General features: G+C 46.4%; 16 protein-coding genes. 5 read left to right on the top strand and 11 right to left on the bottom strand.

The annotated features are described in order from the left end of the window. Positions 1–158: 158 nt before the first annotated feature. The 4 genes from QUA80_RS28390 to QUA80_RS28375 form a co-directional block, all read right to left on the bottom strand. Positions 159–296 carry a hypothetical protein gene (locus tag QUA80_RS28390; RefSeq protein ID WP_333428316.1) on the bottom strand — a complete coding sequence of 46 codons (138 nt, stop codon included), beginning with the start codon at positions 294–296 and terminating at the stop codon, positions 159–161. 10 nt (positions 297–306) lie between these two features. Then, on the bottom strand, positions 307–1,566 hold the full coding sequence (rodA, locus tag QUA80_RS28385; RefSeq protein WP_333428315.1) for a rod shape-determining protein RodA: 1,260 nt from the start codon (positions 1,564–1,566) through the stop codon (positions 307–309). Between the two features lie 329 nt (positions 1,567–1,895). Beyond that, complete coding sequence (locus QUA80_RS28380; protein ID WP_333428314.1) at positions 1,896–2,243, bottom strand: VOC family protein; 348 nt, start codon at positions 2,241–2,243, stop codon at positions 1,896–1,898. Between the two features lie 80 nt (positions 2,244–2,323). Next, complete coding sequence (locus QUA80_RS28375) at positions 2,324–4,720, bottom strand: tetratricopeptide repeat protein (protein WP_333428313.1); 2,397 nt, start codon at positions 4,718–4,720, stop codon at positions 2,324–2,326. Between the two features lie 217 nt (positions 4,721–4,937). On the opposite strand from QUA80_RS28375, the gene QUA80_RS28370 reads away from it, so the two are divergent. From QUA80_RS28370 to QUA80_RS28355, 4 genes are all read left to right on the top strand, one after another. Continuing rightward, entirely contained in the window at positions 4,938–5,144 is a 207-nt protein-coding gene (locus QUA80_RS28370) for an NfeD family protein (protein ID WP_333428312.1), read from the top strand. Positions 5,145–5,173: 29 nt separating this feature from the next. Then, positions 5,174–5,356 (top strand): NfeD family protein, encoded by a 183-nt coding sequence (locus tag QUA80_RS28365; RefSeq protein ID WP_333428311.1) that lies wholly within the window; start codon positions 5,174–5,176, stop codon positions 5,354–5,356. Positions 5,357–5,438: 82 nt separating this feature from the next. Beyond that, the gene (locus QUA80_RS28360) at positions 5,439–5,624 is read left to right on the top strand and encodes an NfeD family protein (RefSeq protein ID WP_333242713.1); all 186 of its coding nucleotides are present in this window, start codon (positions 5,439–5,441) and stop codon (positions 5,622–5,624) included. Beyond that, complete coding sequence (locus tag QUA80_RS28355; protein ID WP_333428310.1) at positions 5,625–5,816, top strand: hypothetical protein; 192 nt, start codon at positions 5,625–5,627, stop codon at positions 5,814–5,816. Between the two features lie 98 nt (positions 5,817–5,914). Here QUA80_RS28355 and QUA80_RS28350 read toward each other — a convergent pair whose 3' ends face one another. From QUA80_RS28350 to QUA80_RS28320, 7 genes are all read right to left on the bottom strand, one after another. Beyond that, positions 5,915–6,256, bottom strand: a complete 342-nt coding sequence (locus tag QUA80_RS28350; protein WP_333428309.1) for a hypothetical protein — start codon at positions 6,254–6,256, stop codon at positions 5,915–5,917. A 1-nt stretch (position 6,257) separates the two neighbouring features. Next, positions 6,258–6,773, bottom strand: coding sequence for a hypothetical protein (locus QUA80_RS28345; RefSeq protein WP_333428308.1), 516 nt, complete (start codon positions 6,771–6,773; stop codon positions 6,258–6,260). A gap of 43 nt (positions 6,774–6,816) precedes the next feature. Further along, positions 6,817–8,484 carry an ABC transporter ATP-binding protein gene (locus QUA80_RS28340; protein ID WP_333428307.1) on the bottom strand — a complete coding sequence of 556 codons (1,668 nt, stop codon included), beginning with the start codon at positions 8,482–8,484 and terminating at the stop codon, positions 6,817–6,819. A 476-nt stretch (positions 8,485–8,960) separates the two neighbouring features. Then, a complete protein-coding gene (locus QUA80_RS28335) occupies positions 8,961–9,434 on the bottom strand; it encodes a hypothetical protein (RefSeq protein WP_333428306.1) in 474 nt (157 codons plus the stop codon). A gap of 1,088 nt (positions 9,435–10,522) precedes the next feature. Beyond that, entirely contained in the window at positions 10,523–12,256 is a 1,734-nt protein-coding gene (locus tag QUA80_RS28330; RefSeq protein ID WP_333428305.1) for a tetratricopeptide repeat protein, read from the bottom strand. Beyond that, positions 12,196–13,125 (bottom strand): sigma-70 family RNA polymerase sigma factor, encoded by a 930-nt coding sequence (locus tag QUA80_RS28325; RefSeq protein ID WP_333428304.1) that lies wholly within the window; start codon positions 13,123–13,125, stop codon positions 12,196–12,198. The genes QUA80_RS28330 and QUA80_RS28325 overlap by 61 nt, the downstream gene beginning before the upstream one ends. 580 nt (positions 13,126–13,705) lie before the next feature. Next, the gene (locus QUA80_RS28320) at positions 13,706–13,846 is read right to left on the bottom strand and encodes a hypothetical protein (RefSeq protein WP_333428303.1); all 141 of its coding nucleotides are present in this window, start codon (positions 13,844–13,846) and stop codon (positions 13,706–13,708) included. A gap of 98 nt (positions 13,847–13,944) precedes the next feature. On the opposite strand from QUA80_RS28320, the gene QUA80_RS28315 reads away from it, so the two are divergent. Then, the gene (locus tag QUA80_RS28315; protein ID WP_333428302.1) at positions 13,945–15,138 is read left to right on the top strand and encodes a response regulator; all 1,194 of its coding nucleotides are present in this window, start codon (positions 13,945–13,947) and stop codon (positions 15,136–15,138) included. Positions 15,139–15,353: the final 215 nt, after the last annotated feature.

Genomic DNA, 15,353 nt, shown 5'->3' with positions numbered 1-15,353 from the left:
GCCGCTTTTACCAACAAGGTATGCGGGCTTCAACCCTTATACAGTCTATCTCGTAGACCTCTTTGTCACCCCCCCAGATTAAGTTGATTTATTTAAGCTGTTGGGCCTCTAAATTTTATTTGGGGGCGGGTTCTCGTGCGCGCCCCACAAAAATTTTATCAAAATTGCCAGTCATCAAGGCTCGGCTCAGGAAGCGTAAAATTTAGATGCGGGCGATCGCAAAAAAATGCGATCGCCCGCAGAATCTCTCGAAAGAAATCAAAAGGGCGATCGCATTCCCAAAACCCATTACCCATTACCAATCACCTAATTCCAACGCTTCTTGCGCTGTCGCTGGCTTGCCACCGCCTCCACCAGTCCCAGGCCGAGAAAATTACTCAGCAGCGAGGCATTCCCGTAACTTAGGAAAGGCAGGGGAATGCCCGTAACCGGAGCCAAGCCAATGTTCATCCCAATATTTACGAACACCTGAAAAATCAACATTGACAGTACGCCGATCGCCAACAAAGAACCAAAATTATCGTTAGCACTTTGAGCGATCGTCACCAACCGGAAACAAATTATCCAGAACACCAACAACACGCCAATACAGCCAATAAAACCCAATTCTTCGCCAATAGCTGAAAAGATAAAGTCCGTATGCTGTTCGGGAATAAAGTTAAGCTGAGTTTGCGTTCCCTGAAACAAACCCCGGCCCTTCAGTTCCCCAGCGCCAATAGCAATCCGAGATTGAATCAAGTGATATCCGCTGCCTAAAGGGTCTTTCTCGGGGTTTAAAAACCCTGTCAGGCGCATTTTTTGATAATCCTTGAGCACATTCCAAAAAAGATGTCCGACGTGTCCCGAAACAACGTTCACCAACACAGCACCGAAAGTCCCCAACCAGGGCCAAGGCAGGGTTCGCCAAGCGATAATACCCGCAAGAACCACCCAGGCTATCCAAATCGGTGTAGACAGGTTATTGAGGAGAACAGAGATTAGAGGAGAGAATAGCAATATTAGCCAGCCGGGATTGACATTACCCCAGTAAAACATCCCCATTGTGATCGCGCCGAAGACTAAGGAAGTACCTAAATTTGGTTCGGCAAAGATCAATCCCCAGGGTACAGCCATAATCGCCAGCATCCTCAACATATTACCCACCGTGGGGACAGTCTTGTCGTGCAGGAGAGCTGCTAAAGTGACAATCATGCCTACTTTGGCAAATTCTGACGGTTGCAGGTAAAAGCCGCCGATGTTGATCCACCGCTGGGCCCCGAGTCCTGTAGTACCGATAAACCGCACTGCGATCAGGGACAAATTGATTAGTATGTAAATCGGCCATTTCCACTCAATCAGTATTTGGTAACGGCAGCGGGAAATGATGATGGCGAGGAACAAACCGACTGCCCCAGTTACCCAGTGCCGCCACCAGTCGATCAGCCCCTGGTTGATTTCGACGCTGCGGATCATGATTCCCCCGAAGATGGTGAGGGCGATGCAAGCGGCGAACAGCCAAGGGTCTGCTTCTTCCCAGGGTTTGAAGATGAATTTCCAGCGGTTTCTGACTTGTATTCTCTGCAACATGAGGATTTTAGATTTTAGATTTTAGATTTTAGATTATCGAGCCGATTTTCGGAAGTTGTGGATATAGTTCGGATTCAGAGTCTGCACCTTACTTGAGAAGCGTCGGTGTGAGTACCTCACATTATTCGGGCAGTTGCAGGGAGGTTCCGGGAACGGAAGAAGGAACGCCAAACCGGGTATCTGGGTATTCTATTTTTTTCTGGGCGCTTACTTAATTTAGTTCGCGCACGCGGTCAGAAACCGGGTTTTTGTCGAGAAGACGCGCTATAACTCGCAGAAACCGCTAAAAACCCGGTTTCTTGGGTTTTGATTCGCAAGCCCTAGAATCGTCAGGCCGGTTCGTAAAGATACTCGAAGCCGTTCCCGTCGGGGTCTCTGCCGTAAAAAGATGCAGTACCGTCGCGGTGTTCGTGAATGCGGGTGACGGAAACACCATCGGCTTTGAGTTGTTCGTAGGCGGATTCCATTTCAGTACGATCGTCAAATACAAACCCAAAATGCGGCCCTGCTTGGTCGTAACTCGGACTCAACAGCGCCAATCCGTCCTCTCCTGCTTTCAAATAAGCCCAGTCTGCATCTTTCCAGACTAACTCCATACCCAAGTTGCGGTAGAATTCTGCTGACTTCTCTAAGTCTTGCACGCAGACGGCTACGTGTCCCAATCGTTTTAGTTTCATATCTACAAAGTTTATGGTTGTTCTCTCATTTATTTATTGTATCTATTTTCTGATTTGTCGAGCGATTAATTAGGTATTGTTTATGTTTTTTTTGTCACTGCTAACTGTACTTTTTCTACTTGTTTGCTGGCGTCCATTTCGCTAAACAGTTGAATGGCGCGGTCAAAATTTTCTTGACTTTTCTCGATGTTACCAAGTTTTTGTTCTGTCAGTGCTAGTTGATAGCAAGCTTCGGCTCGGTCTAATTTAGCGCTAGCTCGATCGAGTATTTCTATTGCTTCTGCATGGTGCTGCTGGGCTCGATCGAATTCTCCCCGTTCTCGGTACAGCGCGGCGATACTGCTGAGAGCTTTGGCTTTGATGGTGGTGTACTGGTTTTGGTCGGCGATCGCGATCGCTTGGCGGTACAAGCTCAAAGCTTTCTCTGTCTCTCCCAGGTTTTGATAGGTGGCGGCGAGAAAAACTAACTTGTATCCCGTACCCACCAACTGACTGTTTTCCCGATCGGCATAAAGTTTTTCGGCGAGTTTCACCGCCTCTTTTTTCGCTCCGACACAGGAGTTGAGGAAAGCTAACCCGACATCGAGCGAATAGCTATTACTCCCGATTTCATCCCGCGAATTTTTCAGCTTGACAAATATCTCCATAGCTGATTCCAATTCCCGCATTTCTATTTGACAAAAACCTATATTAATTGCAGCGTTAACTTTCCAAAATTCCAGATTTGCTTGTTTGCCGTTTTCAGGTTCGCTGCTTTTCGCTATAATTTGCAAAGACTTAGTGGCTTTTATTTCTGATATTTGATGGCATTCTATGGCTTGATTGATTTCGCCCAAGATCCGATAACAAATCCCTAAAAGACTGTATAAACCGCTCAAATAATAATCAGAAGTCACGTTGTTGACGATGCGAGTAGTTGCTGAAATTATTGGCTGCAAGAAACCTAATTTGTAGAGCGCTCTACCGATATTGTAATCTTTGGCAAACTGGATATTGATTTTTTTGATGATGACGCTAGCGGCCTGCTCGAAACAGCTAATTGCCACATAATGATAGCAAGCTTCAAAAGCTTTCAGCGCATCTTCTACAGTCTCTATATTTTCAACACTCTCGCTCCAGAACTCGGCTGCTTTGCGGTTTGCAGTTTCCCAGTCTCCGGGCGAGACCCGATCGACAGCTTCTTCCCGAATTGCTGGATGCAGCCAGTATTCGCCCTTCTGAGACTCGACTAGCGATCGGTGCAACAGCGATTTAATGATTTGTCGGCGTCCGGCTTCGGGCACGTCCCACAGCAAACACAAAAGTCCGTCAGTAGGGACTGTCGGCACGTCTTGATAGCGGTAACAGCCCAAGCGACAGAGGAGTTGATAGGCTTCCGAATCGAGTTCTTGCAGGCGGTTGAATTGACTGGTAACTAAATTTTTTAAGTCAGTTTCAACGAGCGGATCTTCGCTGTTTTCCAGCCAGTAAGCAGCCATATCTCCGTCAAAATCTTCTCGGATCGTGCCGCAAATAATGCCCATTGCTTTAGCATTGCCGCCGTAAACTTTGTGCATTTCCTTGAGGGCGACATCATCTATATTGATGTTGCGACAGCTAAAAAATTGCTGCCAAACTTCTACCTCTAATCCCGGAAGCAGGTAGTGTTCGACGGTTACGTCTGAATCGCACAGTCGATCGCGACTGGTAATCAGCGTTACCGACTGCACCGCTGCATCAGCCAAAACTCGCAACAGTTCCACGTAAAGCCGGTGCGGTTCAATAAACTTACCTTGTCCGTCGAGTGCAGCTTCCAAATTGTCAATTAATACGCCGACTTTGTGAGTCTGAAGCTGCCGCTTCAGCCGTCCCAAGGTGACGCCAAAGTCGGGCCCGGGTTCTTCCTGAAAGTCTTGCTTGAGCCATTCTTCGATCGCGCTTTCCAAGGCTGTGATATTCTCTGTCTCTTTTGCCATCAACAGTTCAATTACCCGATCGAACCCTTGAGATTTGAGATACTCTCTGGCCAAAGTCGTTTTGCCGATACCGCCGGCACTTTGGATGACAATCACTTTTGCACCTTGGACGACAAGAGTATTGAGATCGGCGATTGCCGCTTCCCTGCCCAAAAAGTTCGGGTTTTCGATCTCCAATTCCGCATCGGGGTGTTTAGGCACTTGGGCCGGAACAATTTGTCCCGACTGCGGTTCAAGTTTCGAGTAGCTGCGCCAATACCGTTCTACAACCGCTTGAAGGTTGTCTCTTTTAATTTTTTCGCCTTCTCCAAACAGCGCTGAAAGCCGCTTCCACAAATTAGAGGCGGCATCCTTAACAGTCCCTACTCCATACCCTTCACTATCTGCAACCTGTTGGTACGTCCTGCCTTGCACCCCGATCCATGCTTCGCGAAAGATAGCGCTGTCAAGGTTGTCGAGAGTTTTCAGGTTTCGAGCCACAAGTAACGAGTTGGTAAAATCCAGTGCGCGATCGGCTTCCATTTAGTCACCAGGTTTAGCGTTACCCATCTGACACAACTTTAACAGACTTTTTCCGACTCGCTTACACGCTCAAACAGTGGACTTGTATGGACTTTTCCCGACTGACACGGCCGAGGTTGGTGGGGGATACTGTTGAGTGTCGAGGGGAAGTTGACAAACAAGCTTCTAACTTACACGCCGATCGACGAGTCGAGTTTATATTCAGGAGAAAGCAGCTATGTCTATTAACGATGTTGAAACAGCGATCGTGGATGAACAAATTCGCCCTCAAGAATGCGGCCGCGTTCGTTTCCAAAACAGTTGGTGGCCGGCGAAGTGCGATCGAGACATGACTTTTGAACCCGGTGAGGTGGTTCGCGTCGTGGGGATTGAAAATATTACTTTGATCGTTGCAGCGTCGTTTTCGATCGATTCTGAAAGTTAAGGCAAATCTACAATCGGGAGTGAGCAATCATGAATTTTGACAATTCCGAAAAAGCGATCGTCGATGAAGAAATTCGCCCTCAAGAGTCCGGCCGCGTGCGCTTCCAGAACAGTTGGTGGCCTGCCAAGTGCAAGCGAGATCTCACTTTTAAACCCGGTGACTTGGTTGAGGTAGTAGGAATTGACAACATTACTCTAATCGTTGAACCTTAGTTAAAAATTAAGCGGTTAGAGACTATAACTATCAGTCGTTCGCATCTGAACGTTACGAAAAATTTTTTATGAGGAGCCAAGAATGATGACTGTCAGCTATTTGGAAAAAGCGATTGTAGAAGAAGAAATTCGGCCTAATAAATGCGGCCTTGTCCGCTTCCAAAGTAGTTGGTGGCCCGCTAAGTGCGATCGAAAAATAACTTTGAAACCGGGTGATGTGGTTCGCGTCGTGAGACTGGAAAACATTACTCTGATAGTTGAAGCGTAGTTGGAAAACCATCTGGAGGTGGGGAGTTATCGGAGGGTAGAACAAATAAAATTGCGATCGCGTTTCTATTTCGATACATTTCTCTTCAAGCGCGCGATCGTACTTCTCGACTCTGTTAATTTCCAGATTCTAGAGTTTGACCTCAACCACAACTCACCGCTGACAGTTTTGTCGGCGGGTTTTTTTCAATAGGGACACGGCAATGCCGTGTCCCTACTTACGCAAAGCCGATGTGTCATGGTTAGTGAAACGAAGCATCAAGCGAGATGCTTCGCCCAAATGCCTAAGTCCTATTTTTCATAACGAACTAGAAAATGCCAGAGCAAGATATCCGGGTCGTCACGATCTATCATCTCTTTAAACATGGAAACAAAAGGCTCATAGTCCAAAAACTGCATCTCCAAACTGAGTTGTTTTAATCCCGCTTCTTTAAAGATGCGATTTAACCGCAAGGGAGTGTAATAAATCTGGGCATTTTGCCACTCAGCATCCCAAACTTTATTGCCGTAGACATCGATAAATCCCTCTGTAACACAGTGAGCGTGTTTGCGACTAAAATAGGCAATTTCTAAGAAGGATAACGTGGTTGGAATATCCGTATATCTTGCCACCTGGCTTGAGAACTTTTCCAAATTACCGTATCATCTCGCGGTTGGTTTTATCCTCACTGGAAACCACGGAATTTACAAGGAGGACGTAATCAAATTTATCGTTCCACTCCGGTTTTAGTTCGGTGATTCGCGTGGAGTCAACTTCCTCAAACACGATTTGCTGATTGTTGAGTCGGGAATCTCCATCTGCTGTTTTCCAGTCTGCTTGTGCTTTTTCAATAGCTGTTTTGGAAAAATCGGTACAGTAGATTTGTCCAATTTGGGGGCAAAATTCTAGTAAGGTTTTCTGAAGATAAATTTCCGAGCCGCAACCGGGAATTAGGACTTTGATATCAGGCGAGTTGGGAATATCATAGCCGGGAGAACGCTCTGGACGGATTAAGTTTTTGCAGATTTTGGGGTCTTGGGTGATGCTGAAAGAGGTGTTGGTATAATCTTCGTGGTTTTTATCCCAGAGAGCTTTCTCTTCTTCAAGAGATTTCGAGCCTAGGTTATGAGAAGAGGGGATTAGCCATTTGTAATCATTTGTGCCGGTCATAATTTTTAACTCCAAAATATTCAGTACAGGTCAAATCAGTGTGTCAACCGCTAACAACCAAGCTGCCGTTTTCCAGCACGTACATGACATCCGCACGCAAGGCATGGGCCATGCGGTGGGCGATCAAAATCACCGTGCGTTCTTTGGTAATGCGATCGATGGTGGCGAGGATTTCGGCTTCTGTGGCGGGGTCGAGGGCGGATGTGGCTTCATCGAGAATCAGAATTGCTGGATTTCTCACCAAGGCTTTAGCTAAAGCGATTCTTTGCCGTTGTCCCCCTGATAACTGTCCGCCCCTGTCACCAACAGGTGTGTCGTAGCCTTGGGGTAAGGACAAAATAAATTTGTGAATCTCGGCGGCTTTGGCTGCGGCTTCGACTTGTTCGTCAGTGGCTTCTAGATAGCCCATGCGGATGTTTTCCCGCACGGAGCAATTAAACAGAATTACATCCTGAGAAACCAGTCCTATTTGAGAACGGAGGGAGCGTACTGTGGCATGACGCAAATCAATTCCATCAAACAGAATGCGTCCTTTATCCGGGTCATAAAATCGCGTCAGCAAGTTGACAATTGTACTTTTTCCTGCTCCACTTTCACCGACAAATACCGCGAATTCTCCTTGGCGAATCTTCAGGGATAGATTTTGAACTCCTCCTCTATCTTGCGAGTAGCTAAAGGTAACATTGTCAAAGTTAATATCGCTGAAAAAGTGAGGTAAATCGATCGCACCCGGTGCATCCTGAATCGCCGGAGTTTGTAATAAGATATCGCTGATGCGTTGCAGCCCTGCTACTCCATCGATAAATGCAGGCAGTGACGAAGTTAAACCGAGGATATTGAGATTCAATCCTAGCATTAAAACTTGAAAGGAGGCAAGGGTGCCTACGGAAATGATATTCTGGTATGTCATGACAGCACCGATACTTAAAACGATAAGCTGCGTCAGGACAAAACCAATCATGGGAGCTTTCTGCACTAAGTATGAGAGAAAGGTTGCGCGGACATAAACCTGTTTTAAGTCATTCAAATCGGTGGCAAAATCCTCAGTCATTTGGTTTTCCAGCCCGAATATCTTGACAACGGTTTGCGAGAGGATATTCTCTTCGATAACGCTGGCAATCTGTCCTTCTTTTTGCAGCAACTTATAGCCGACTTCGGTGGCAAGGCTGGCAATTTTTGCTGGGGCAATGGTACAGATAGTTAAACCGATTAAACTCAGCAGGGCTAATTGCCAGTTGAGGAGGAAGAGGAAAACCAGAGAAAACAGGAAGTTAGACAGTTCTAAAACAACGACTGTCAGCCCCATTGTAATTACACCATTTTCCACCTTTTGGACATCGGCAATTAGACAATTGACAATATCCCCGGCTGAACGCCGTCCAAAAAACTCCATTGAAAGGCTTTGGAGATGCTCAAATAGAGAGTGTCGGATATTGTTGGTGATTAAAATGCCCAAACGCGCTCCTAGGAAAATTCCTAGCAAGCCGATGCAGGCATATAGAATTGCTCCGACAACTAGCAATGACAGGATTAGAACCAGAAGACTATAGTTTTGGGGAACGATGGCGGCATCGATGATAAATTTTAAGCTGGCTCGGAAGACTGAATCAAAGGCTGCGTCGAATATCAGGCAGATAAAGAGTAAAATGAATTGCCCTTTGTAGGAGGCAATGTATTTGTTGAGGGTTTTAAAGAACCAAATCAGTTCCATGAGTTATGGGAGTTTGTCTACAGGCACGATTTATACTTTGACGTAGCATTTATCCAGGTTTGGATTGGATTAAGTTGCTCTTTTTGTGAGGCTGCATCCTTTCTATGTCTCTATCATGACTGCCCTACCTTGCTCCTGTCAGTCGGAAAAGTCGGATCGTAAAGTCGGAAAAGTCGGATCTTTGCCTAATTGATATATTTCTGAGTGACTGACTACAAGATCACGTGCTAAAAGACATCGGTAATAATACGGACAATTAATCGAAGTGTCTGTGCTAATCGGCGGATATTTTTACTTTATATGAATAAAAACTATCAAGCCTTTTCTTTATCCATAAGACAAGGCTTGACCCTGAGTTATACGGTTGTCCGCTCTTGTGCGAACTCAGATTTATGAAAGGTGAACCAGTTTTTCAGATTTTTTAAGAGCTTTATATATGCTCTTGACAAAACCTAAAAAACTTTGACTTGTACCTCTTACCCATTAATTTCAAAAATCCAGATCAACTTGCCCTTTGCTTCGGTTATGTAAGCGCGGTTGCTGTCAGCGGACTTATCCATGCCATCATCCATATTGTCCCAGGTTTTTTTCGCATCCGCACTCCATTCCATAGCTATCTTCTTATAACCTATCAATGGATACGATGCACCGATTACAATTTCGCGGTGCGGCAAAGCGTATTTTGCAGCAAATGAAAAGCTCTTGGCTGACATTAGTTTGATATCTATCATCTTGGGTTCAATATCCTCGAACGGCCAAGAAGAGGAATCGTTAACAGCCCCAGTGCGTTTTAGTGTCCACTCTGTATTGTTACGAATTACGAAGGTGAAATCATTTCGGCTCAGTGCTTCGCTAAGACCTTTCGTTATATCTCCCAGAGCATCTGTAAGGATATCAGTGGTTTTTTGCAGATCGACTTCTTTGATTGGAAGTTTTACTTCAACTGGCATAAGTTCTCCTAAGTGAATTGTGTAAGTAAACCATTTCTGGTGTTCTCTTATTAAGACGATTCCCAAAGTCAATTTCTGAATTTTTTGAGTTAGAGGCTTTTTTTCCTAACTTGATGCACTCTAGGAAACCAGGCTTAAGCACGAGAATTTTTTGTCCCATCAAGAAACGTAGCTAATAAAGCGATCGCGTGCCTTTAATCAAAAAGAGGGGCAATTGCGCCCCTGATTTGCTAGCAATCATTCTGAAAAGCGAGCGCCCATCATCATTCTCAAGCTATATCAACCGCGATCGCACCCTTTTGTCTGTAGCTGAATCAAAAAGCGATCACTTTTAAAAAAAGGTGATCGCTCTCCTTCAAACAAATCGACATAAATAGTTCATTGGTCCATCTACCCTTATTACCTTAACAGCCCACTGTGAATTGTTGTTTATTGTACTTTTTGCATTAATCGTGAGTTGATCGTCTTTCACGTAATTGGCCGTCCTGGGCATTGTACTCAACATTACCTTCACATCATTACCACTCCCAAAATTTTGATATTCAACATACTCGATCCCAGCTACATTATTAGGCTGGTCTTTGTGCCAGATTTCCCCACCTTGTGCATCTCGTGTCATAATATACAACCCTTTCGTTTCATCTACATCTACTAGACGAAACTAGAAAACCATTTCTGAATTTTTAGAGTTAGAGGCAGTTTTTTCCGATCTCAATGCACCCCTCAGTACAAGAACTATAATTTCCACCCATTACACCAGGTTTTGTCATTAAGTTGAGGTCAGCAACAAAAAATGTAGGGTAGGCGCTGACGGCAGTGCCTACCCTACATCTATTTTCAATGACTGATGAATTTTCGCTCAGAATTGATTTTTACTTTTAGAAACCACGAAATCTAAACATTATTTTTCTCCTTCTTTAGATAAATTTGCTGTGCTTTCTGTAGAGACGAAACTTGATTTTTGTCTCTACACCTATAAGACGAATCCAGAGGTCAATTTCTGAATTTTTCGAGTTAGAGGCTGTTTTTTCCCAACTCAATGCACTCTGAGAGGTTCAGATCCCCGACTTCCGTAAGAAGTCAAGGATCTACGCTTTAGCCCGATCGCCCTTTCGCCTCTTACCTTTCAACCGTTTCACAGCCTCCTCAACCTCCCCGCGAAAAGGGTATAGCAACCGCCGACTCAGCGCACTTCGATAAGCCTCCACAGCCTCCGTCACATCCCCCAAGCCCAACAACGCCCTCCCTTGCCAGTAACCAGCCATCGCCGGGTCAAACTCCATCAATTCCTGGGACTGACAAGCCTTTTCCAACCATTTCCGACTCGCCACCTCATCCCCCAGCACCCGATAACTCTCCCCCAGCCACACCGCAGCAGATACAGATTGCAGATAACCCCCCTCTTCCGGTAACAACTGCCATCCTTGCGCCAAAGCCTCCACCGCTTCCCGCTGTTTCCCCGCCAGCGCCAACACCCGCCCATGACCAAACCAAGCATCAGGTAACTGCGGTTCAAGTTGCGTCCCCCGCACAGAGACAGCACACCCCCGATCGATTTCCTGAAAACTTTCCACCAACACCCGCCCCGCCGTCGTCCAAACACTCCAGCGTTGGGGAAAACGATCGAGCATCTCTTCTACTATTGATGCCAGGGTGACTTGACGGTGAGATCCCCCTAAATCCCCCTTAAAAAGGGGGACTTCCAGAGGAGTTCCCCCCTTGCAATTAGAAGACTTTGCCTGCTCTAGCTCCCCCCTTGTTAAGGGGGGCTGGGGGGGATCTTGAGGAACTGGGGGAGAGGCTAAAGGCAAAATCTCGCACAACGCCCGATAAATTTCACAATCCTGGGGATACAGACGATAAGCCTTCAGCATCGCCTCGGCCGCTTTCTGATATTCCCCCGTATGGAACAAGCACCGCCCGTAGGAATACCAACCCCTCGGATGATTGGGGTGTTCCTCAGTAAACCGTTCCAACACCCCAACCCCGTTAGCCGACTCCCCCCGGAAAACGTGATAATATGCCAGCAACTCGCGGGCATCCGCCGCATCAGGAGCCAGTTGCAGCACAGAACTAATTATCTTTTTAGTCTGTTTGCCCTCCTCACCCGATACCAATCTGATCCGGCAACGAGTATCCGCCAGTCGTTTGAGCGCTCGGAAATCACCCGCAGCAACCTCTAGCACTTTGCTCAACCGCCGCTGCGCTTGGCGCACATTCCCCACCGCCTGACTCGCGTCGTAGCTGTCAATCAGCGCTACAACATCATCCGGGTTCAGTGACAAAACCGTATCGAACGCTCGCAAAGCTGCAACCGCATCCCCTCTCCCCATTTGCACCTGCCCCAAGGCCAGCCAGTGAGCCGCATTATCTGGTTCTAGGGAAGCCGCCGACTCAAAAGCCAGTATCGCTGCCTGAGTGTCATTTCTACAGAGTGCGATCGATCCGCTGATATGCTGTCGAGTCGCCTCATTGCGTGCATGGGCCGAGGCACTTTCATAAACCGCTATGGCCTCAACCTCTCGTCCCATAAGCTGCAAGAGTTTCCCCAACTGCAACCGCACGCCAATCAATGGTTGCTGCCGATCGATCACTTGGCGGTACTCCTCAACCGCCTGCTCGATATGACCCATTGCATACAGCAGATTCGCCAATTCCAACCGTTTCTTCCATCCCGAAGGATACTGCTGCACGTACTCGCTTAATGTTTTCAGCTTCTGGTCAATTCGGGCTGGCTTTTCGTCTAGAACCAGGTAAGCATTCAACTCCACCCCAGAGGACTGAGTGAGGGATACCACCCGGAGTGCAGTGTTTCTAGACATATTGCTGTTACCTGATAATTTATTGTCTCGCTACTGTTTTGAGGGATGGGGGCGATCGAGTCGGATGCGATCGTTTCATCGAATTGTCGGGGCAATTCCCCCGCGATTGGCCCACCCGCGATCGGCCCAACCGCGATCGGCCCAACCGCGATCGCCTCACCCGCGATCGCCCCACAATCTTGACGGGGTAGGCACTGGGGCACTACCCCTACAGCAAAATCATCGCTGCTAAAGGCAACGTCCCCCTTTTTAGACGACTCGGAGGAATCTAACAAAGTATCATCCAACCCTGACAAATACCTGCTCAAACGCTTTTGCAGAAGTTCTCGTGCCTGTTGGATGCGCTTGTAAACGTTATTGAGCGAGAGAGCAAGTTGTTGGGCAATATCTTGATAGGCAATCTGGTGGCAGTAACGCAGGATAAACGGATTGCGTAATCGAGAAGGAAGAGAATCAATAGCGCGGCGAATGTACTGTCCCAACTCATGATGTAGAAGTGCTTCTTCAGGAGAGTTCAAACCAGAAATAACTGCTGAATTTCCTGTAGCAGCTACTTCTTCAATATCCTCCATCTGCATTGCTTTCCGGCGACGTTCTCGGTGTATATCTATACACAGATTATGGGTTAAGCGGGTGAGCCAAGCTCGGAGGTTTGAGATTTTTTCGGCATAGTCTGGTAATTTATTCCAAGCTTTGAGCATGGCGCGACTGAGCACTTCTTCAGCATCAGTAGGATTCCCCCCCATCCACCTGAGACAGCAACGGTAAAGATAATCTCGATTCTGCTGCCATAGCTGCCAAAAAGCTTTCTCTATATCTTCTGGACAATACCGAATGTCTTTTGCAATAACAGATTGAGAATTTGACATGATTTTAAAAGTGGTGAAAGATAAAGGTGAAGGAACATTCCTCTGTTGCTTTTTTCGTTGCACCCCCATCCCGCAAACATCTAGCTCAGTGTGGTCTGAGTATTTATGCGGATAAAGATTGGATTCAGTTGCTCTGTTTTTGAGGCTGCATCCTTTCCATGTCTGTATCCGGGCTCCCCTCCCCCGCCCCTGTCAGTCGGAAAAGTCGGCTCGTAAAGTCGGAAAAGTCGGACGCCCTGGTTGTACTATCTATCTTTAGATAGAGCTGATCGACAGCATGACTGGTACTGTTCTATGTCTTTTGGTAGATGCTATTCAATAGTATGTTTAGTATGGCGGCATAAAACAAGTCGGAAAAGTCGGATCGTAAAGTCGGAAAAGTCGGATCTTTGCCTAATTGGCATATTTTTGAGTGAATACAATATCACGCGCTAAAAGACATCAGTAATAATACGTAAATTTAAGCGATAGTCGGCGCTAATCGGCGTAGTTTATTATACAAAAAAAATAATTAAGCCTTGTCTTGTGGATAAAGACAAGGCTTGACACAGAGCATATGCCCTGACGGGTGACAAGCAACTTAAAAGCCTTGTGCTGACAAGGGTTTAAGCCGATCGCCCTCACAAAGAATTAGGCGGGCGACCGCTACTTTTGCTTCGACAAGGTAAAATGAGTATCGGGGGCGATCGCCCCGGAGCGTAATAGTCAATAAGTCTGTCATAATAGCTATTAGGAATTTCTCCACCGACTTAGTACATTGTATAACTCAAAGCTAGGGTGCAAAACTGAAAAACCTTACCCGATGAGATTGATTTGTATATGACTTTTGAACAAGCCCTAGAATTTCTCGAATCAGCCTTAGAGTCCCAGACCAGTAAAACGTTAAGTTTGCTTGAAAAAGAAATCTTAAAAGCTGCTTGGGAAAACGCAACTTATAGTGTCATTGCTGACAGCTTGTACCTGAGCATAGGACATATCAAAGATTTAGCAGCCATCCTGTGGCAGCGCCTTTCAGAGGTAATGGGGGAAAAAGTTACTAAGAATAACTTTCGCTCTCTGCTAGAGAAGCAAAGCACCAAAACTGCGATCGCCAATGCAAAAGGCGATCGTCGGTTCGCGAACGCTAAGGTAGGAGAAAGTGACCTACATCAATTAGAAACTGGCAAAGGCAACATTTTAATTGTTGATGACCTCCCAGAAAATCTGCGTTTTCTAACCGAAATTCTCACTAAGGAGGGGTATAAAGTTCGCTGCGTCACCAATGGTGCGATGGCCTTGAGGACAGTTCGCAATCATCCCCCCGATGTTCTCTTGCTGGATATTAAAATGCCAGACATGGACGGCTATCAAGTCTGCTCAACCCTGAAAGCCGACGAAGAAACATCAGACATTCCCATTATTTTCCTCAGTGCGTTGAACGAAGTTTTTGATAAAGTTAAAGCTTTTAAGGTAGGGGGAGTTGACTACATCTCTAAACCTTTTGAGCCGGAAGAATTGCTAGTTCGCCTCGAAACTCAGGTCACTATCCAGCACCAAAAACGCCAGCTTAAAGAAGCAATCTCGCGGCACCAGCAAACCGCAGAAATTGCCTACCAATCTCGCGCCATGCTGGCAAATTTGCTAAACTCATCTCTGGATGGAATAGCTGCGGTGGAGGCGGTGAGGGGCGATATTGCTGGAGAAATTGAAGATTTTCGCTGCTTGGTAGTTAACCCTGTCTTTGCCAGACTCTTAGGGAAAAAACGAACAGAACTCGCGGGCGAACCCCTGCTGAGAAAACTGCTCAATCAATTGAGTCCAGGATTGTTTGATTTATTAGTAGAAGTTGTTGAGACGGGAGAATCGCTGGAAGGAGAGGTTCATCTAGAAAGTGATTACCTGGCTAAATGCTATTATTTCACTGCTGTTAAATTGGGAGACGGTTGCTCAATTACCATCCGCGACCTTACAGACTTAAAACAGTCGGCATTAAAGTCAATGATGGAACAGAATCAACCGCGTGTTATCAAATAGGATAAACGGGGCTTACGCAATCTGACCCAAGAAACCGGGTTTATGAAGTGCAGTAGGGACACGGCACCATGCCCACTCGTGTCAACTTAACATACAACTAATAGTCCGGCAGGGAATGAATTCCCAGCCTCAAAGTGAAAGTCCTCTTAAGAGGACTAATGAGTTCTTCAGTCCTCATAGCGAGGACTTTCGCTATAAGAGGGGGAATTCATTCC

Origin of the sequence: Microcoleus sp. F4-D5, from assembly GCF_036704885.1 — a bacterium.
Taxonomy (GTDB): domain Bacteria; phylum Cyanobacteriota; class Cyanobacteriia; order Cyanobacteriales; family Microcoleaceae; genus Microcoleus.
This window is presented reverse-complemented; position numbering and strand designations above follow the sequence as displayed.